The organism is Peribacillus butanolivorans (assembly GCF_001273755.1).
GTDB classification, from domain to species: Bacteria; Bacillota; Bacilli; order Bacillales; family DSM-1321; genus Peribacillus; species Peribacillus butanolivorans.
In genome coordinates this window covers 555,406-574,620 of the sequence record NZ_LGYA01000001.1, presented here as the reverse complement: position 1 = coordinate 574,620, position 19,215 = coordinate 555,406, and the positions used below count along the sequence as shown (strand labels likewise).

Annotated in this window: 17 protein-coding genes and 1 tRNA gene; 6 read left to right on the top strand and 12 right to left on the bottom strand. The window is 37.2% G+C overall.

Annotation, left to right across the window (positions count from 1 at the left end):
• The first annotated feature begins 222 nt into the window (after window positions 1-222).
• A complete protein-coding gene (locus AKG34_RS02785) occupies window positions 223-1,542 on the top strand; it encodes a sensor histidine kinase (protein ID WP_053347960.1) in 1,320 nt (439 codons plus the stop codon).
• Between the two features lie 4 nt (window positions 1,543-1,546).
• Entirely contained in the window at window positions 1,547-2,494 is a 948-nt protein-coding gene (locus AKG34_RS02780; protein ID WP_053344677.1) for a response regulator, read from the top strand.
• A 117-nt stretch (window positions 2,495-2,611) separates the two neighbouring features.
• On the opposite strand, the gene AKG34_RS02775 is transcribed toward AKG34_RS02780, so the two are convergent.
• The 8 genes from AKG34_RS02775 to queG form a co-directional block, all read right to left on the bottom strand.
• Window positions 2,612-3,619, bottom strand: coding sequence for a FecCD family ABC transporter permease (locus tag AKG34_RS02775; RefSeq protein WP_053344676.1), 1,008 nt, complete (start codon window positions 3,617-3,619; stop codon window positions 2,612-2,614).
• Window positions 3,616-4,626, bottom strand: a complete 1,011-nt coding sequence (locus AKG34_RS02770) for a FecCD family ABC transporter permease (RefSeq protein WP_053344675.1) — start codon at window positions 4,624-4,626, stop codon at window positions 3,616-3,618. The genes AKG34_RS02775 and AKG34_RS02770 overlap by 4 nt, the downstream gene beginning before the upstream one ends.
• Window positions 4,627-4,701: 75 nt before the next feature.
• A complete protein-coding gene (locus tag AKG34_RS02765) occupies window positions 4,702-5,622 on the bottom strand; it encodes an iron-hydroxamate ABC transporter substrate-binding protein (RefSeq protein ID WP_053344674.1) in 921 nt (306 codons plus the stop codon).
• Window positions 5,573-6,421: an ABC transporter ATP-binding protein gene (locus AKG34_RS02760; RefSeq protein ID WP_053344673.1), complete on the bottom strand. Its 849-nt coding sequence runs from the start codon at window positions 6,419-6,421 to the stop codon at window positions 5,573-5,575. The genes AKG34_RS02765 and AKG34_RS02760 overlap by 50 nt, the downstream gene beginning before the upstream one ends.
• Window positions 6,422-6,747: 326 nt before the next feature.
• Window positions 6,748-7,497 carry an oxygen-insensitive NADPH nitroreductase gene (gene nfsA / locus AKG34_RS02755; RefSeq protein ID WP_053347959.1) on the bottom strand — a complete coding sequence of 250 codons (750 nt, stop codon included), beginning with the start codon at window positions 7,495-7,497 and terminating at the stop codon, window positions 6,748-6,750.
• Between the two features lie 91 nt (window positions 7,498-7,588).
• Window positions 7,589-8,077 (bottom strand): tRNA (uridine(34)/cytosine(34)/5-carboxymethylaminomethyluridine(34)-2'-O)-methyltransferase TrmL, encoded by a 489-nt coding sequence (trmL, locus tag AKG34_RS02750; protein WP_053344672.1) that lies wholly within the window; start codon window positions 8,075-8,077, stop codon window positions 7,589-7,591.
• Window positions 8,078-8,141: 64 nt separating this feature from the next.
• A complete protein-coding gene (locus AKG34_RS02745) occupies window positions 8,142-8,999 on the bottom strand; it encodes an amidase domain-containing protein (protein WP_053344671.1) in 858 nt (285 codons plus the stop codon).
• Between the two features lie 454 nt (window positions 9,000-9,453).
• Complete coding sequence (gene queG / locus AKG34_RS02740) at window positions 9,454-10,593, bottom strand: tRNA epoxyqueuosine(34) reductase QueG (RefSeq protein ID WP_053344670.1); 1,140 nt, start codon at window positions 10,591-10,593, stop codon at window positions 9,454-9,456.
• A 105-nt stretch (window positions 10,594-10,698) separates the two neighbouring features.
• On the opposite strand from queG, the gene AKG34_RS02735 reads away from it, so the two are divergent.
• Window positions 10,699-11,367 carry a B3/B4 domain-containing protein gene (locus AKG34_RS02735; RefSeq protein ID WP_053344669.1) on the top strand — a complete coding sequence of 223 codons (669 nt, stop codon included), beginning with the start codon at window positions 10,699-10,701 and terminating at the stop codon, window positions 11,365-11,367.
• A gap of 323 nt (window positions 11,368-11,690) precedes the next feature.
• Here the strand turns inward: AKG34_RS02735 and AKG34_RS02730 are convergent.
• From AKG34_RS02730 to AKG34_RS02715, 4 genes are all read right to left on the bottom strand, one after another.
• Window positions 11,691-11,759, bottom strand: a tRNA-Gly gene (locus AKG34_RS02730).
• A 189-nt stretch (window positions 11,760-11,948) separates the two neighbouring features.
• Window positions 11,949-12,362, bottom strand: a complete 414-nt coding sequence (locus AKG34_RS02725; protein WP_053344668.1) for a YbjN domain-containing protein — start codon at window positions 12,360-12,362, stop codon at window positions 11,949-11,951.
• Between the two features lie 154 nt (window positions 12,363-12,516).
• Window positions 12,517-14,469 carry an FUSC family protein gene (locus tag AKG34_RS02720; protein WP_053344667.1) on the bottom strand — a complete coding sequence of 651 codons (1,953 nt, stop codon included), beginning with the start codon at window positions 14,467-14,469 and terminating at the stop codon, window positions 12,517-12,519.
• Between the two features lie 285 nt (window positions 14,470-14,754).
• On the bottom strand, window positions 14,755-15,783 hold the full coding sequence (locus AKG34_RS02715; RefSeq protein ID WP_053344666.1) for an NADPH-dependent curcumin/dihydrocurcumin reductase: 1,029 nt from the start codon (window positions 15,781-15,783) through the stop codon (window positions 14,755-14,757).
• Between the two features lie 492 nt (window positions 15,784-16,275).
• On the opposite strand from AKG34_RS02715, the gene AKG34_RS02710 reads away from it, so the two are divergent.
• From AKG34_RS02710 to AKG34_RS02700, 3 genes are all read left to right on the top strand, one after another.
• Complete coding sequence (locus AKG34_RS02710; RefSeq protein ID WP_407946272.1) at window positions 16,276-18,027, top strand: ABC transporter ATP-binding protein; 1,752 nt, start codon at window positions 16,276-16,278, stop codon at window positions 18,025-18,027.
• Window positions 18,028-18,172: 145 nt separating this feature from the next.
• Window positions 18,173-18,445, top strand: coding sequence for a DMT family transporter (locus tag AKG34_RS02705; RefSeq protein WP_236694991.1), 273 nt, complete (start codon window positions 18,173-18,175; stop codon window positions 18,443-18,445).
• Window positions 18,446-18,470: 25 nt separating this feature from the next.
• Entirely contained in the window at window positions 18,471-18,818 is a 348-nt protein-coding gene (locus AKG34_RS02700; RefSeq protein WP_053344663.1) for a DMT family transporter, read from the top strand.
• Window positions 18,819-19,215: the final 397 nt, after the last annotated feature.

Here is a 19,215-nt window from a genome sequence, read left to right as displayed (position 1 = left end):
ACTACATAATCTTACGAAAACCTACAAAATCAAAAAAATAAAATCTTCAAAAAAAAAGCGTGATTGTCTCACAGGTTCCAGTACCAATTTTTGTGAATAGATAAACAAGATTGTTTTTGCCATACTTGGTACAAATCCGTTTTATATTCGTTTTTAAGAACCAAAGTAAGCGTTGTATTGAAACCGATGAAACTGTATACTAATTTTCTAACAAATTGGGAGGTGATCGACTTGAATCTCGGTACATTAATGAAAAAAGAGGTCTATATTCTTGTTCTGATGTTGTTCACAGTGCCATTAGCAGGTGAATTGAGTTTTTATCCTTTAAATGAAACGTTTCGAATAAGTTTTGGTCCGCCGGTACTTTTCTTCTTTTTACTATTATTACAGAAAACACCTGCCATTTTATCAGGCATCTTGACAGGAACAATGGTTGTGGTATTTCGTATTTTAATAGACTTTTTTATGCACGATAATTTTCACTGGACGTCCACTTTTCAAGCCCATTATCCTAGTTTTTTCTTTTATTTCACCTATTCCTTGTTTTTTTATTTAGCGAAAATCAACCGCTTTCAAAACCGATCATTGATTATTGGATTTATTGGCCTCATTATCGAAATATTATCCGACTCTGTAGAATTAATCTTTCAATATTTTGTATTAGAAACAACCATTACGATAGGTGCATTAAATGAGATGATTATAATCGCATTCGGCCACAGTTTTATCGTTTTAAGCTTTTTTAATATGATGAAACTTTATGAAGCACAATCAAGAGAAAAGCAAATCAGAAAACAAAATGAACACATGCTGATGCTCATTTCCAATTTATATGAGGAAACGATTCATTTAAAAAAAACATTAAAAAATGCAGAGAATATTACAAAGCAATCGTATGATTTGTATCGTGATTTAAATGAACGGGAAAAGCGGGAAAAACAACCTCATGTTCTCACACAGCAATTAAGTCAAAAAGCATTACGCATCGCAGGCGAAATGCATGAAGTTAAAAAAGATAATCAACGAATTTTTGCTGGTCTCTCTAAATTGATTTCTAATGAGAGTTTTAAAGATTATATGGATGCTGCTGAACTTTTCCAATTAATTATCCGAATTAATGAAAAATATGCCTTATCACTAGAAAAAGATATTCAATTTGAATACTCATTAGATCGAAACAACGATTCACATTATCATGTATATACCGTATTATCTCTTATCAATAATTTAGTAGCTAATGCAGTGGAAGCAATTATTGATAAGGGAATCGTTAGATTAAGTTTGTGTGAATTTTGCGACCATGTAGAATTTAAAGTTGCTGATAATGGCCCTGGGATCCCTCAAAAATATCAGGAGGTGATTTTTAAACCTGGATTCACTTCGAAATATGATCATTTTGGGACACCTTCAACAGGGATTGGACTCTCATATGTAAAAGAAGTGGTGAAAGAACTTGGGGGAGATATCCTGTTTGAGAATAAGCTTAACGGCGTCGTTTTTTCAATAAAGTTACCAATTCATAAGTTGATTCAGAAAGGGTGATTTCATGCGTTTTTTTATAACAGATGATGATTGCGCGATACGTTCAATCTTAAGCCAAATTATTGAGAACGAAGATTTAGGAGAAGTGGTGGAGGAAGCGGAAGATGGTAGTCTATTAGAAGGACACATTTTGAATTTAAAAAAAATTGATATATTATTTATTGATTTATTAATGCCTATCCGCGATGGCATTGAGACACTTCGTCATATAAAAGATACATTTAATGGGAAAATCATAATGATTTCGCAAGTTGAATCAAAAGAACTTATTGGTGAGGCATACTCTCTCGGAATCGATTATTATATTACTAAACCAATTAATCGTATTGAAATATTAACAGTTATTCGAAAAGTAATGGAACGTATTTATTTAGAAAGATCGATCACTAATATCCAATCCTCATTAAATAGTGTATTGCATTTTGAACAGCCAAAAGTGGATAAATCAAATATTTTAAATGAAAAAAGTATAATAGCAGTGGGCGAATTTCTTTTATCGGAATTAGGAATTGTGGGAGAAAATGGATCTAAAGATTTCATTGAAATGCTTCAATATTTATTCATGTATGAACGTACTTATACTTTTGAACAGCATTTCCCTACTCTTAAAGATATTTTTGTAGAAATTACAAAAAAAAAGCTCGGACCATCAGCTGTACAGGCTGATATTAATCGGGAAATAAAAGCTACCGAACAGCGGATACGTAGGGCGATTAATCATTCGTTAATTCATTTTTCTTCGCTAGGTTTAACAGATTTTTCAAATCCAAAGTTTGAAAATTATGCTTCTAAATTTTTTGATTTCACAGTCGTTCGCCAAAAAATGAAAGAATTGCAAAATGATTCAACAATAGTTCTTACTCCTACCCGAGTAAATACAAAAAAGTTTATTCAAGTATTCTTTTTCGAAGCGAAGCGCTTAAATTCAGAGGAGATTATTAGATATAGATAATCATAAATAAAAACAAGATTGCTACGGAAATTTGTTAAATTCCACAAAGCAAAAAAACCCCTGAAATAAATATTTCAAGGGATTCTTTCAACAATCATGGGTCTGTACACATCATTCTTATTTTTTTAATAACAAATACATGAAATAAGGTGCACCGATCAACGCGACCATAATACCTGCTGGAATACCCTCGGGTTCAACTATATTACGACCGATTGTATCGGCAAGCAATAGTAGCCATCCACCAATTAATATGGCAACCGGAATAAATAATTGATTTCGAGGTCCCACTAAAGATTTTGCTATATGTGGGGCCATAAGTCCAATAAATGCAATTCCACCTGTAACTGAAACGGCAGCAGCGGCTAGGGCAACAGCTGTTATAAGTAAGACAATCCGTTCCTTTTCAATCGATACACCCACACCGATTGCAACAGGTTCGCTTAATCCAAGAAGATTCAATCGATTTGCTTTATATAATGTAAATGGAATGAGTATAACCAGCCATGGAAGTATTGCCCATATGAAAGGCCAATCCGCACCCCAAATATTCCCTGCTAACCATTTCGAGATGAAATCAACTTTTGATCTTTCGGCTGATGAAATGAGTACAATCGTCATACCGGAAAGTGCCATTGAAAACCCCACACCAATTAACACTAACCTTACAGGTTCAAGACCGACCCTTCTTTTATATGAGAGTACATATATTAAGCATGCCGTCAGTAACGCGCCGATAAAAGCGACAAGTGGAATCATATAAACAAATGAACCTGTGTCAATTGGGAAAAACAAAAAGAAAACCGCAATCGCAACACCAGCTCCAGAGTTAATACCGATAATACCTGGATCAGCTAAGTCATTACGTGTTATTCCTTGTAAAATCGCACCTGATAGTGCAAGGGCCATTCCTGCTAAAAGGGTAATGATAATTCTTGGTAATCGGACGGAAAATAAAATGAATTCCTCTTTAAACGTCCCTTGCCCGAAAAGCGTTGGAATCAGTCGGTCATAAGATAAATTAGAGTACCCCAAACTGGTCCCAATAATGATTGTAATGATAATAAGTGCGAATAATGCACCTAGTATCCATCGCTGTTTTTTGATTAAAGCTGACTGGATCATGAAAATGCTTTACCTCCTTTACGCACGATTAGCAGGAAGAAAGGTAAACCTATCATCGCAACAACCGCTATCACAGGTGTTTCATATGGAGAATTAATTGTACGGCCGAGTGTATCGGCAAGAAGCATGAAAGTGGCCCCCAAAATTGCGGACATAGGTAGAATAAAACGATAATCCGTACCAACAATAGCTCGAACCATATGGGGAACCATCAAACCGATGAATACCATATTTCCTACAAGCGCAACGGAAGCCCCAGCAAGGAGAATAATGACAACGAAGAGAATCGCTTTTATTTGTGTTGTCTTTTGACCTAATCCTACAGCAACTTCTTCACTTAAGCTGAGTATAGTGAGCTGTCTAGAAAAGATAAAGGAGATCAGGATACCTATTAAAATAAACGGAACGATTACTTGAAGTTGACTCCATGATGTTCCGATATTTCCCCCTGCCGTCCACATAGATACATCTTTTGATACTTTGAAATAAATACCGACCCCTTCTGAAACGGCAAATAGGAATGCAGAAACTGCAGCACCAGCTAAAACAATCCTTAATGGAGAAAATCCTCCCTTTTTCATCGCACCGATACCGAAGACCATAATTGCTCCGACAGCAGAACCAATAAAACACGCGCTCATAATGCCTAAGTTATTAGCTGAAGGGATAAATGCCAGAGTAATTGCGAGAGCCGCATTGGCGCCTGCCGTTAATCCAAGCAATCCTGGATCAGCAAGTGGATTTCTTGTCATTCCCTGCATGATGGCACCAGAAACAGCAAGTGCCGCACCAACAAATATTGCAGCAACTTCACGAGGGAGCCGGATTTCCCGAATGATGGAAATCTTATCACCTGTAGCATTGGATGTCAGTGCTAACCATACATCTTTAACGGTAGCATCTGCCGCACCAAATACCATCGAAATAATAAACATGCTGATAAATGCAGCAATCCCTATAATCAATTTAAATATAAATGGGATGAAACGTTGATTTTCATTAGTCATCTGTCTCTCTCATCTCTTTTTTATAGAATAAAAGGAGAGGAATTCTTTATTTAAGAATCCCTCTCCCTCGCTGTATTATTTTCCAAGAAAACTTTTAGAAAAGAAGTCTAATTGATAATCTAATGTTATTGGATCATTGAAGTAGAATTCTTTCGCATTAGCTTCAAATAGTTGATTGTTTTTAACAGCAGGAATGTTTTTATACGTATCTGTTTGTTGGAATGAATTGTCCTCATCTTTATTATTACTTAAAATCACATAATCACCAGCATAGTCTGACAGAACTTCTAATGATAAAGCAAAGTAACCATCTTTCAATGCCACTTCTTTTACTTTTTCAGGCATAGCCAATTTCATTTCTTGATAAAGGATTTCCGTTCCACGGCCCCAGTTATCGCCGAATACATAAAACTGTTTGTCAAATTTTTCGAATACAGAAACTGTAGCATCCTCACCGATTTTAGCTTTAATATCTTCGCCAGTGGTTTTTGCACGTTTTTTAAAATCATCCACCCATGCTTGAGCTTCTTTTTCTTTATTCAAAAGTTTACCAATTTCTATGTGCTGTGTTAAATAATCAACTTTTCCGTATGTATACGTTACGGTTGGAGCAATTTCCTTTAATTTATCAACATTTTTAATCGTTGATAATCCAATAATTAAATCCGGATTTAATTCGATGATTTTTTCCAAGTTTTCGTCAGTTACTTCTTCGACATCTTTTAATTCTTTAAAATTCGGGTTCATTTTTGACCAGGAATCGACCCCTACGAGGTTAACATCCAATGACATGACGTTACCTGCGAAAGTAGATAGTACTACAACACGCTTTGGATCTGCAGGGACTTCAACAGGGCCATTCTCGGATTGGTATGTGATGGTACCCGATTTCTCTTTTTTCGAAGTGGAGCTTTTTTCTTTTTCTGTCGACTCGTTACCACAAGCACTAATAATTAGCACTAACAGCAGTATAAACGGGATCATTATCTTTTTCATTTGTTGTCATTTCTCCTTTTAATAAATTGTATGTGCTGCACATTGGTTTGTTTGTTCGTTGATCTCGTCCGATTACCGCATCAATATGGAATACTTCCTTAAGTACATCATGAGTGATGACTTCTTCACAATCTCCTGCTTTCACTACTTCCCCGTCTTTTAAGGCGATGATATAGTCCGCAAAGCGGGCAGCTTGGTTTAAATCATGAAGGACCATGACAATCGTACGTCCCTGTTCTACATTCAGCTTCTGTAAAAGCTCCAAAACCTCTAGTTGATGTGCCATGTCCAAATAGGTGGTCGGCTCATCAAGGAAGATGATTTCTGTTTCTTGTGCAAGGGCCATTGCTATCCAAACGCGCTGGCGTTGACCTCCTGATAGTGCATCTACAGGCCGGAACTTAAAGTCTTTTGTTCCTGTTACTTCAAGTGCCCAGTCGATCACTTCATAATCTTTTTTGGTCAAGCGTCCGAAGCCTTTTTGATAAGGAAAGCGACCATAAGATACGAGTTCGCCGACTGTTAATCCACTTGCACTTTCTGGCGTTTGCGGAAGAATCGCCATCTTTCTAGCGAGTATCTTTGTGCTTTCTTTTGAGATATTTACTCCATCTAAAACGACTGACCCAGATTGATTGGGAATAATGCGAGTGATTGCTTTCAACAGTGTAGATTTCCCACAACCATTTGATCCGATAATTGTTGTAATTTTTTTATCTGGAATTTCCACACTGAGATCTTTTACAATTAAACGTTCACCATAGCCAATATTTAAATTCTCTGTATATAGGCGAACCATTATTAAACCTCCATTTACTGAAAAATAGGTAAGTAAAAACTCAAATGAAAATGATTATCATTATCTATTGCTTAATTACTATAATTCTATATAAATATATTGTCAATGGATATTTAAGGAATAATTCATGTCAAATGTTTGGGGAACAATTCTAAAAAACCAATTACTAGAAAGGGATACCTGATTATTCCAATTAGAAATAAGAATAAGATGACCTCGGGGATAATACCCGAGGTCATCTTAAGGTTAATTATGGATTGCATACTTTTAAGAATAATCCATTTATGGATAAAAATTCAGATATCCCTACAAAGTTTTTTTATCATTTAATGTTTTTTAAATCCTTGCTTTTCCACATAATCTTTCATATACATCCGGCTTTTCTTTCCAAGCATACCAGCCATTTGCTGTGTCCAGGTATCTTTTCGTTTGCCTTTTGTACGGCTTTCATAATAACTAGAAATCGTTTCATTATACTCTTTCAGTTGACCGATAAACTCCTGCTTATCCGCCTGATAGCCATTTTCATGGTATATATTAGATTGTGGCAGACGCGGCTTTTTATCGGAACGATTTTTAGGATAGCCGACTACAAGGGCGAATAATGGAATAACACGATGTGGAATATTCAAAATCTCTGACACTTCCGGAAGATTGTTACGGATTCCACCGATATAGCAAATGCCAAGATCCATTGATTCTGCAGCCAATACCGCATTTTGAGCTGCAAGAGCTGCGTCAATGCAAGCAACCATGAATTTTTCCGTACTTTCAATCGATTCGGAAAGGTCTGTATCTTCCATCTCAGCTATCCGATCATGTCGATATAAATCAGCGCAGAAAACGAATAGGTGCCCATTGTTCTCTACATAAGATTGTGGTCCGGCAAGTTCCGCTAGCTTGGCTTTCTTTTCTGGATCGGTTACCCCAATGATTGAATATGCTTGAATATAACTTGAAGTTGATGCAGCCTGAGCACATTCAACAATCGTTTGAATTTGCTCTTCCGACAATAGCTTGTCCTCGAAAGAACGAATGGAACGGTGATCTAAAATCTTCTCAATAATATTATTCAAAGCTTCCACCCCTAAAAAAGTATGTAGGTAAAACATCCACCAGGGGGGCTATATCCCCCACTGATAGTATGGTAACAAAAGCATTAATCCATCAACCTTTTGTTTTCAAATCCAAATCACGATAATTTTGCTGCCTTAAGGCCTCATAAATTAAGATCGCTGCTGTATTGGACAGGTTTAGAGAACGAACTTTATCCGTCATCGGGATTCGCAGACAACGGTCTAAATTTTCATGAATCAGGTCTTTCGGAAGGCCCGTCGTTTCACGACCGAACATGAAATAAATCTCACTGTCCTGATCACTATAATCGAAGGTTGTATGCGGCTGCTCTCCAAATTTCGTTAAGTAATAAAATTCACCGCCGGCATTCTTCTCATAAAACTCTTCCAATGAATCATAATAATGGATTTTAACATTCTCCCAATAATCGAGACCGGCCCTCTTAAGCTGTTTGTCATCTGTTGAAAAACCGAGCGGACGAATAAGGTGCAGGGACGTGTCTGTTCCTGCACACGTTCTTGCGATATTACCTGTATTTGCTGGAATCTGTGGTTGATATAAAACTACATGTATTGCCACTTCATTTCACCTCTAGTTTAAACTTCATCTAATTATAGCATTAAACAAACAGACTAAAAACCAATCACACTCCATCCAAAATCGAGAAAAATTTATAAACGATATTCGGTGTATATCTGCTCGAATCCTCGTACGTCCAGTATCGATGGCGACTGTTCATCGTATGGGCATTCACAAGCGGCATCCCGTTCTGATCCTTCGCCGTTACAATCAAGTTATGATCAAAGCGTCCGTTTCCTTCGAAGTCAATACACATGATATCGCCTATATCCATCTCCTCAGCTGTTTCTAAACGTTTTGTCTGGATTCCCTTTCCGCTAGCGAGCAGATTATATAAGGAGTGTGCAGTCGTCCAGGTATAGCTCCAGCTTTTCCCTCTTATCCACCAGCCCTTATTTTTGTTTGGCGCCCCCCACATTGGGATTCCTCCTGTATGCAAACATTGTGAAATGAAATTCGTGCAATCATCAGTGAACTTGTGGTAAGCAGGATTAAATTCATTCCACCACCGCTCGGCATACTGAACAGCCTTCATCCTGTCATACTTATAAGAAAGCCGCTCCGAACCTTCTTCCCATTTTGGAGGAACCTCTTCTGGTTCAAAGCTTGGTACAAGGTCACGTTCATCTATTAAATATCCATCTCTAAACCTCGCCTCCCTTTCTTCCATTTCCTCTTCTATATAAAAAGAATCTTCCTGCTTCAATAAATATTGTAGATGTACTTTATAGGTCAATACCGTATCCTTTTCTTCCTTTCTCTTTGAATGAACCTTTCCTGCAGCATTTACCCGTACAATTTCCGTAGAGCGGTTCCGCATTAACTCCTTTTTCAGATACAATTTTCTTTCATCACGTTCTTGAGTATCGGAAGTATAACACTCCACTCTTTCTTGCAAAAGCTGTTTCAATTGTTCCCTCAAAATTATGCCCCCCTTCATACCATCTATGCTAATGTGTATGTATGAGGGCATGGACAAAAACACAACTTCATTAAAGAAGAATATATTAATGGCCTGTTTTTGTTCATTTCCTCGAAATAAACTCTTACTAACAAAAGAAACCAGCAGAAACGCTTCGAACATCACGAGCCAAGGTATCCACTTGATTAAATAAAATATCTGAAAAATAAAAGGTATTATTAGCCCATCATCATAGCAGAATACAAAATCTACTCCCCCTGTATTCCGGTTGAAAGGTTTTGAACCTCTCTCGCCCTATATAAAAAATTAGCCGGCAAACAGAAAGTTAGTCCAGGCATATCGAGGACTCTTTTTTACCTACCTACTAAACCCTCATCCTCACATTTTTACAAAAAATAAAAAAAGCCACCCCGTTAAATTTCTTACGAGGTGGCTATATCTGATATATTTAATATTATTGATGCTCCAAGGTAAACTGCAGTCCTTTTTCAATTTCTGCACGAACCTCTTCATCGGTTTCGTTCATTAAAGCTTCCTCTAAAATAGAAACTACTTGTTTCCGTCCAATTTTCCCAATCGCCCAGGCCGCGGTTCCCCGTAATACAGGACGCGGATCTTCCTTCATGATCTGAATCAATTCGGGTAGTGACGTTTCATCTTTAAAGTGGGCTAATGCTAAAATGGCATTTCGCTGGATTGGCTTTTTGCCTCGCCACGAACCAGATACATAGCCGTATGTTTCTTTGAAATCCCGATTTGAGATCGTAAGCAGAGGCTTCAACAAAGGCTTCGCAACCTCAGGGTCAGGCTCCATCTCTTCATGAAAGTGAAAATCCATTCCTTTGTTTTTCGGACAAACAGTCTGGCACGTATCACATCCGTACAAACGATTGCCTATTTTCGTCCTGAATTCATCAGGGAGAAATCCTTTTGTCTGCGTTAAAAAAGCAATACAGCGCTTAGAATTCAGCTGGCCACCCTGCACAAGTGCACCTGTTGGACAAACATCCACACATTTATTGCAAGTCCCGCATTGATCTTCCATCGGTTGATCCGGTATAAATGGCAAGTTTGTAATCATGTCACCTAAATATACATAAGAACCAAATTCAGGAGTAATAATCATACTATTTTTAGCACTCCAGCCTATTCCTGCACGCTCAGCAACAGCACGATCCGATAATTCACCAGTATCCACCATAGACTTTGCCATTGCTCCTGGCACTTTATCTTTAATAAAATCCTCAAGTAACTGCAATTTATTACGAAGAACCGTATGATAATCCGTTCCCCAAGAGGCCCGGCAAAAAATCCCACGTCGCTCACTTTTTGTGCTTTGCGGTGCATTCTTCAATTTAGAAGGATAGGCCAGTGCAATCGAAATAATGGATTGCGGTTTATCAAAAATCAATTCCGGCCTGACCCTTTTTTCAATATCCGGTTCTTCAAATCCTGACTGATAATCTAGTTCCTGCTGACGGATCAGTCGACTTTTCAATTCCGTGAAATTAGAGGCTGATGTAAACCCAATTTTATCAATGCCAATCTCTTTACTATATATAATCACTTCTTGCTTAAGTGAATTCATATCCATATTTATCACCTTCGTTCATTCATTATTCCCATCGAAGCTTGTATTCATTTCAAACCATTGCTATCTATGATAAACTAATTGCAATCATTTTTGGAGGTGTAACGCTTGGAAATTAACATTTCCGCTAATCTTAGCAGTAAAATCCCTGATTTCAAAGTTGGGATCATTACATATGAAAACATCGAAGTTGGCCCCTCCCCGCAAATGGTCAAAGGAAGACTGCAGTTATTTCAAGAAGCTCTTTTCTTCGATCTAGATGAAAAAGAATTAACCGATTTCCCGGGTATCAAAGAGTGGCGAAAGATTTTCAAAACGACCGGAACGAATCCGTCACGCTACCGTCCTTCCGTGGAAGCTCTATACCGTCGTGTTAAAAAACAAAATTACTTAACATCTATTCATTCCGCTATCGACCTGAATAACTTCTTCTCCCTTTTATATGAAGTGCCTATTGGCATATATGATGCGGATAAATTAACAGGAGATATCTCGATTAAAATTGGCGAGAGTACAGACGAGTATAACGGCTTGAATGGCCGCTTGAATTCAATGGAAAACATGATTACTTCTGCCGATCGTGATGGAGCATTTGGAAGCCCCTACGTTGATTCAGAACGAACAAAGGTCACGGAAGAAACGAAAAAGGCAATCCAAATCATCTATTTACAACCAAAGACTCCAATCAAAGAAGCCCATCAGCTAACAGAGTCCTTAATGAAAATGTTCCTCGAAATCCACGGTGGAGAAGGAACTTATTCCATTTTAGAAGTATAATAACAATCGAGCAGAACTAAACCCCCTCCAAAATCGGAAGGGGTCTTTTATAGGATAGGATATCAACCTGTGAATGTTTTTTCTTCTATTACAAACACATTCCCCAGTTTTGGATTCACTTGATACGCTTCCTGACATCATATCAACTAGTTTCTTAGTCACCCATGATCAGCCTCATCTCATACTACTTCCTTAAATCATAGGTACATACAAATCTAGACAATAAAAAAACCCTACTGTAAACAGTAGAATTCTCATTATAAAATATTTAAACGCAAAGCTTCGTTCTCCAGGTAACGAAACCCTGCGTTATGAGTATGTATTGGAGCGGGTGAAGGGAATCGAACCCATCAGCTTGGAAGGCTGAGGTTTTACCACTAAACTACACCCGCGTATTCTTGTAGAAATTTGTCGAATCGCTATCAACAAAATTAATTATATAGTTTATATTAAATAAATGCAATAGTTATTTTTTAAAAAAAAATAAAAATTTAATGAATGTAATAATAGTATATTCATCACTCTATTAAAGATGTTAAAAAGTTCTCTAATAACAGAGAACTTTCCCTACATCTCCACTGTTAAGACCAGATGACTTCCATTAACGACGGGTATACCTGCTCCGCTGTTTCAAGTAACATGATTAACTTCCTGAAAGCTAGATCTGGTAAAAATTCTCCCTCAAGGGAATAAGAATAACGAATTGAAATAGTCCCTTTTTCTTCATACAACTTTGAATATCTAAAATTAGCATTATATTCATTTAACAGTGTATGTACATCCCGCCTTTTATCAGGATTCTTCAACTCGGCAACATTAAAGCAAAATAAATCCGCCACATTTTCATTTTGGTTGAAAGCAAAAACTAAAAGAACCTTCCAGCCATCCTTTAACTTTTGCTCTGCTCTAAAAAAGGTGGTGTCATCTTCTTTCACCTCATTCATATAGATTTTCTCGCGCGTTAAAAAATCTCGAAATTTAGCAACGTTTGACATGATCCATCACCTTTCTGTATGTATTTACATTTTATACTGAAAATTGGCATTTTTACAGACTTTTTCAATAAACCCTCTATTTTCAGCTAGTACATTCATTCAGTTGAATTGAGGGAGCCAATAATAAGAACTCCCTTAAAACAAAGCTCTAAGGTTAGCTTGAAACTTCTCCCCTAAACTGAAGGGCTTCTTGGAGGTCCAAAATCTCGTGACGAATTTTTGAAAACCCTTCAATTTCTGGTACGGTTTTATTTGTTGAAGATTGATCTTTATCTGCAGCTATTGCCATGGTTTCAAAAACATAAAGCAATTGAGCGAGATCCTTCTCTGAAAGAACTGGACGTTCAGAGTATTTCAAGCTGGCATTTAGATAATACCCCAATTGTTCTATTGAGAATATTACGGGCCATAGAGACTCTAATCTGGCCTTGTTTTTGAATATCTCACCTAGAGATGTATTGTATACTGTTAATAGATTGACCATATTGGTTTGCATTTTGCTTCGTTCACTGCTCTCATCAAATGTAAGGGTCCTATTATTTTCAGAGAACGCCATTAATAAAAATTGGCCCTGACTTCGAATCGTTTTCGCGATAAAATGACTCAGAAGACTGGACGCTGATCGACTTCCGACTAACAATGACCCAGCAAGGCCTATAATACTCCCTACAACGATATCAGTTATCCTTACTGTTGCAAAGAAACTGAAGTCGTAACTTTGAGTTGAATATTCTGCCATGATTAAAGCTGAAGGTGTAAAGAACATCGCAGCTAACCCATAATTCCGAACGATAAAAAGCTCTGTAATGAAAGTCAAACACAAGATGATTAGCACAATAATAAACTCGTTATGAACAGATGCAAGAATCAAACTTGCTAATAGGAGCCCAATGATTGTCCCGAAAGTCCTTTGAACAGCACGATGAAATGTGGCGATAATGGTAGCACCGGACATTACTGCAGCACAGGATAAGGGCACCCAATACGAGCGATTAAAACCGGCTGAATAGGCGATGATAGCGGCGATAGTAAGGATTGTCCCATATCGTATAGAAGTGAGAAAGACTATGGAGTTTTTATCAAATGCCCCCAGAAATATGGTTTTTAGAGAAGGCTTTGAGATTAAGACTTCTTGATGAATTTTTTGAACCGGTTCATTCATGATGGCATCTGCATTATAGATTTTTATGAATAAATCTTCTACTTCTTTATCAACCTGCTCTGGCTGAAGAATCTTTGATTTATTTTGCGTTTTAGATCCAATAGAGTCAGCTAGTGCCTGAATGGATTTCCCTAATTCAGGAGGAAGTACGATCTTATTGTTCAAAGAAATTTCAAGAACTCTCAAGAATATCGTGTTCGCATGTTCATTTAAAAGAAACAACCGCTTAAATATATCTGTACTTCTCTTGGCTGAATACCCGGCTAAAAGCGTATTTTCTGCTTGCTTCATTGCTAGTACCGTTCTGTGTCTTGCTGTATTAAACTTCTCCGTCCCTATTGAATCAAAGAATACCGCCAACTCTCTATACACTTTTTCCACTGCATTAGTTTCAGGTCCATGGGGATTGTAAAACCAGCCTAACATACAGATTATCCAAGATAATGCCCCACCTAATAAAACAAGCCCTCCACGTAACGGCGCAAGTGATTGATCAACAGGCATACCTGTAGCAAGCGCAAAACTCAAAACGAAAAATATTGCCGAAGGACCAGTGATATTTAAAGCACCAAAAATGAAAAACACACATGCTCCAATAATCCCCATCACTATAGCTGTCCCTAGCTGATATGGGGCCAAAAGGGTTCCTAAGACAACAGATAAAGAAAGGCCCCACATTACTAAGAAAATCTTTTTAGCTCTTTGCTCATACGGTTGGTTAAACACGTATAAATAAGAGAATCCGCCAATTCCCGCCAGTAAACCGTACTCAAAATTCCCAAATAATAATCCTATGAATACAGGTAATGCAGCAGCAATTCCTGCACTCAATGCCTTTATCCACGGAAATGGATTCTTTTTTATTTCAAAAGCCTGTTTAAATGTCGTATGTATCGCTTCTAATTTCGGAGACTTTGAAGATACTCTTTGTTTATTTTTGCCCATTTCACTTTTCCTTTCAATAAATAATTCGCTCCCTATCTTCTCTTTTGACGCTATTCAACCGTTATCTTGATGGCTTAATCTAGAGCTTCTTTTAATATCCTTCATTAACAACAAAAGATACCTTAAGGAAGAGGAATATACGTTAATCTTTCTCGTATCTAGGAAAAGGGAAACGGCCTTCCCCCGATTGAATATCGAAAAAAGGCCGCTTATTATATACTCTTTTTTCAATACTGTTTTAAAGACTATGTCACAGCAATGTTACCCTCTACTAGGTTCCCATGCTTAGAGCGTAGCGTATTTAGGTTCTGCAACTTTTACAAGTTGTTTACCCAGATTCGTTCCTTTAAATAATCCTAGAAATGCATCAGGGGTATTTTCAAACCCTTCAATAATGGTTTCTTCATACTTCAATTTTCCTTGCTGTAGCCATTCCCCTAAATCTGTCGCACCTTCTTGGAATCTTTCGGCATAATTACCAACTGTGAAACCTTTCATAAGTGCACTCGTTTTGATCATCGCCGATTGCAGACGCGGCCCTAAATCTTTTCCTTCTGCATTATAAGAGGAAATCGCTCCGCATAATGGAATACGAGCATTTGTATTTAAAAGTGTGAAAACAGCATCCGTTACCTCACCGCCAACATTATCGAAATAAACATCGACTCCGTTAGGAACAGCGTTTTTTAAATCTGTCGCAAAGCTATCTTTTTTATAATTAACAGCTCCATCGAAGCCAAGCTCTTTTGTTAAATACTCAAGTTTTTCATCTGAGCCAGCAATGCCTACTACCTTAGCACCTTTAATTTTAGCAATTTGTCCAACTACTGAACCAACAGCCCCAGCTGCTCCAGAAACCACGACCGTTTCACCTTCTTGAGGTTTTCCGATATCGAGCAAACCAAAGTAAGCTGTTAAACCAGTCATCCCGAGAATCCCTAAATGGGTTGTGACAGGGGCAACTTTAGGATCAATCACTCGGATTTCTTTTTCATTGACCACCGTATACTCTGCCCAGTCGATATTCCCAACAACAACATCACCTTGTTTGAATGAATTCGAATTGGATTCTACCACTTCGGCTACAACGCCTCCAGTGATGACCTTATTCAATTCAAATGGAGCTATATATGATTTAGTATCTTGCATTCTTCCACGCATGTATGGATCGACAGATAAATAAAGCGTCCGTACTAATATTTGATCTTCTTTTGGTGTGGGAACATCACTCTCCACAAAGTTAAAATCTTCTTTCGAAGGCATTCCTTTTGGTCGGTTTGCCAGGGTGATTTTTTGTTGTTTGGATTGTGTCATTTTACGTTCCTCCTTGGTTTTGAATACGTAATATCTAAAAGTAAGCGTATCACTGTTAAAGATCCTTGGTCAAAAATTATGCCTGCTTGATTATTCCATACTATTTTATATGTAACCCTTACTAAAATATCTAAATCCTATGATATCTATTATGTCCTATCTATTTCATTCATATAAAGGTCATCTGGATTAGGCAAACACCTGTATATTTTATACAAAAGGCTTTGGTAAACATTAAAGTTGATTTATGATTTGTTCAACGGCTTCATCTAATATGAAGTATCACTTATTTAACAAATCATTCATGCACGGATTTTGTAGCTACAGCATCCCTATGTTTGCTCTTATTAGTAGGTTAACTAGCCAAACAAAGTCATGTTACCAGTTATTTCGAAAAAAACACTAAATAGAATAATTAACTTAGAAGTTCATATTCAATTCATAACTTCTTTGTATACTTCCTCTTGTAAAAAGGATTAAGAAAGGATGTAAATAAATATGTCAGAAGTAAAAAAGCAAAAAGGATGGCGCCAGTTTATTCGATTAGTTCAACAAACGAAGCCTTCTAAACTAATGATAGGGATTGCTTTAGTATTAAGCTTAAGTACAACAGGTGTAGGATTATTAGTCCCGTTATTCACAAAGAATCTTATTAATGATTTTTCAATTAGCTCACTAAGCACTGAACGGATCACACTTCTCGTTCTTGCAATTATTGTTCAAGCATTGGCTAGTGGATTTTCCATCTATTTATTAAATCGGATCGGGCAATCTGTAGTAGCGGGTATTCGAGATCAACTATGGAGAAAATTACTTGTATTACCCGTGAATTATTTTGATGAACATCAATCAGGAGAAACAGTTAGTCGAATGACAAATGATACAACTGTAGTGAAAGGATTAATTTCGGAACACCTATCTAATTTCGTTACAGGAATCATTTCCATTGTAGGATCCATGATTGTGTTATTTGTACTGGATTGGAAAATGACATTGTTGATGCTCATTGCAATCCCACTCTCTGTTTTAATATTAATGCCGCTTGGCAAAAAAATGCATCAAATATCAAAGGGGATGCAGGATGAGACAGCAAGTTTCACCTCAATTCTCCAACAGGTGCTAACCGAAATCCGTCTAGTTAAAGCATCCAATGCAGAAACATTTGAATATCAAAATGGAAAGAAAGGGATTACCAAATTATTTCAATTCGGATTAAAAGAAGCAAAAATACAAGCTTTGATTGGCCCACTAATGAGTTTAGTCATGATGGCATTACTTGTCCTAATTTTAGGTTATGGGGGAATGCGTGTTTCTTCAGGAGCTCTGACAGCTGGAGCTTTAGTTGCATTCATTATGTACCTTTTCCAAATTATCATGCCAATGGCTCAATTAGCAGGTTTCTTTACACAATTCCAAAAAGCTACGGGTGCAACAGAGCGTATAATTTCCATTTTGGATTCAGAAGAGGAAGAAGACGCGAAGCAGCAAGTTCAAAATATAAATCAATCAATCACCGTGGATCATCTAAACTATAGTTATAATAATGGAGAACAGGTACTTAAAGATATAAGCTTTACTGTTGAAGCAGGTAAAGTTACTGCAATTGTCGGTCCAAGTGGCAGCGGAAAAACGACTCTTTTCTCATTATTTGAGCGTTTCTATAAACCACAGCAAGGCTCTATTTCCATAGGTGGGAAATCCATAACTGATTTCACACTCCTTTCATGGAGAAGCCAGATTGGTTATGTTTCGCAAGAAAGTCCTATTGTATCAGGTACAATTAGAGATAATATTTGTTATGGAATAGATCGGGATATAACAGATGAAGAATTAAATCAAGTAGCTAAAATGGCGTATGCCGATCAGTTTATTTCTGAACTTCCAAACGGATATGATACTGAGGTTGGTGAACGAGGTATGAAATTATCAGGCGGTCAAAGACAAAGAATTGCGATCGCTCGTGCATTTTTAAGAAACCCAAAAATATTAATGCTTGATGAAGCTACCTCAAGCCTAGACAGCAAATCGGAAAATGTTGTTCAACAGGCGTTAAATGATTTAATGCAAGGTAGAACAACAATAGTTATTGCTCACCGCCTATCGACTGTCATTAATTCAGATCAAATCATCTTCCTAGAAAAAGGGAAAATAACAGGCAGCGGAACACATAAAGAACTATATAATACGCACTCATTATATCGCGAATTTGCTGAACAGCAGTTAAACAAACTTGAACTAGCCTAATTCATCGAAAGGAAAGAAGAAGGATGACAAAATGAATAAGGAAGTAATCCAGCAATTAATAAATATGACAAAATAGGAGGAGTTCACCTTGAATCCATATGTAATTTTGGGAATAGCCATCATTAGTGAAGTATTTGGTAGTTCAATGTTAAAAGTATCAAACGGATTTAAAAAGTTGTTCCCTTCCATTGGAGTAATAATTGGAATGGGAATAGCCTTTTATTGCTTGTCTTTATCTCTTAATACAATTCCACTGGGTACGGCTTATGCTATATGGTCAGGTATAGGCACAGCTTTAACCGCATTAGTGGGTGTTATCGTTTATAAAGAACGTTTTAATCTGAAAAAATTTCTTGGTTTAGTCCTAATCATTGGTGGAGTTGTTGTTTTGAAACTCTCAAGTGGTGGTGCTCATTAACCTTTAGAGATTCGGAGGTAATAGTATGAAAGGTTATATCGCTTTAGGAATATCAATTATCAGCGAAATATTCGGCACGACAATGCTTAAATTGTCGGAAGGATTCACAAATTTATTCCCTTCAATTGGAGTTATTCTTGGTTTTGGATTAGCATTTTATTGCTTATCATTATGTCTTAAAACAATTCCGTTAAGTTTAGCTTATGCTATTTGGTCAGGAATAGGCACAGCTATAACAGCGTTAATTGGTGTACTGTTATGGCGAGAACCATTTAGCATCATTACATTAGGTGGCTTAGTATTAATAATTGGAGGGGTAGTTTTATTAAATGCTTCTAATACTTCAGAACAAGTAAAAAAATCATCAAACTAAAGGTTTGATGATTTCAGACTGTAGACAAACTCGATGAAAACCGAGTTTGTCTACAGTTTTTTTTGAGGGGTTGTAAAAATTCGAACGTTGATTTCCACTCCAGGCACTCGCTTTCCGCGGGCGGTCAGGGAGCCTCCTCGGCGCCTTTGCGCCTGTGGGGTCTCCCTTGGACACGCTTTTCCCGCAGGAGTCTCGCACCTTCCGTTCCAATCAACTTTGTTTTAACAATTAGAAATAAACACTTTTGCCTACAGTCTTTTTTGTTTTAATATAGGAGTATTAAAACTTGAGGTGATGACGATGCTTTCGAAACATAATTCTATTCAGCGAGATCAACTTGAAATGATTACTTTGGATCAACTGGTGCCAGCGAACCATTTGGTTCGTAAAATTGAGG

Coding starts and splice junctions, on each gene's coding strand:
- AKG34_RS02780 (WP_053344677.1), top strand. CDS start 1,547: ATGCGTTTTTTTATAACAGATGATGATTGCGCGATACGTTCAATCTTA.
- AKG34_RS02775 (WP_053344676.1), bottom strand. CDS start 3,619: ATGATCCAGTCAGCTTTAATCAAAAAACAGCGATGGATACTAGGTGCA.
- AKG34_RS02770 (WP_053344675.1), bottom strand. CDS start 4,626: ATGACTAATGAAAATCAACGTTTCATCCCATTTATATTTAAATTGATT.
- AKG34_RS02765 (WP_053344674.1), bottom strand. CDS start 5,622: ATGAAAAAGATAATGATCCCGTTTATACTGCTGTTAGTGCTAATTATT.
- AKG34_RS02760 (WP_053344673.1), bottom strand. CDS start 6,421: ATGGTTCGCCTATATACAGAGAATTTAAATATTGGCTATGGTGAACGT.
- queG (WP_053344670.1), bottom strand. CDS start 10,593: ATGGATATGAATTCACTTAAGCAAGAAGTGATTATATATAGTAAAGAG.
- AKG34_RS02725 (WP_053344668.1), bottom strand. CDS start 12,362: ATGTCAAACGTTGCTAAATTTCGAGATTTTTTAACGCGCGAGAAAATC.
- AKG34_RS02720 (WP_053344667.1), bottom strand. CDS start 14,469: ATGGGCAAAAATAAACAAAGAGTATCTTCAAAGTCTCCGAAATTAGAA.
- AKG34_RS02715 (WP_053344666.1), bottom strand. CDS start 15,783: ATGACACAATCCAAACAACAAAAAATCACCCTGGCAAACCGACCAAAA.
- AKG34_RS02705 (WP_236694991.1), top strand. CDS start 18,173: ATGTTAAAAGTATCAAACGGATTTAAAAAGTTGTTCCCTTCCATTGGA.
- AKG34_RS02700 (WP_053344663.1), top strand. CDS start 18,471: ATGAAAGGTTATATCGCTTTAGGAATATCAATTATCAGCGAAATATTC.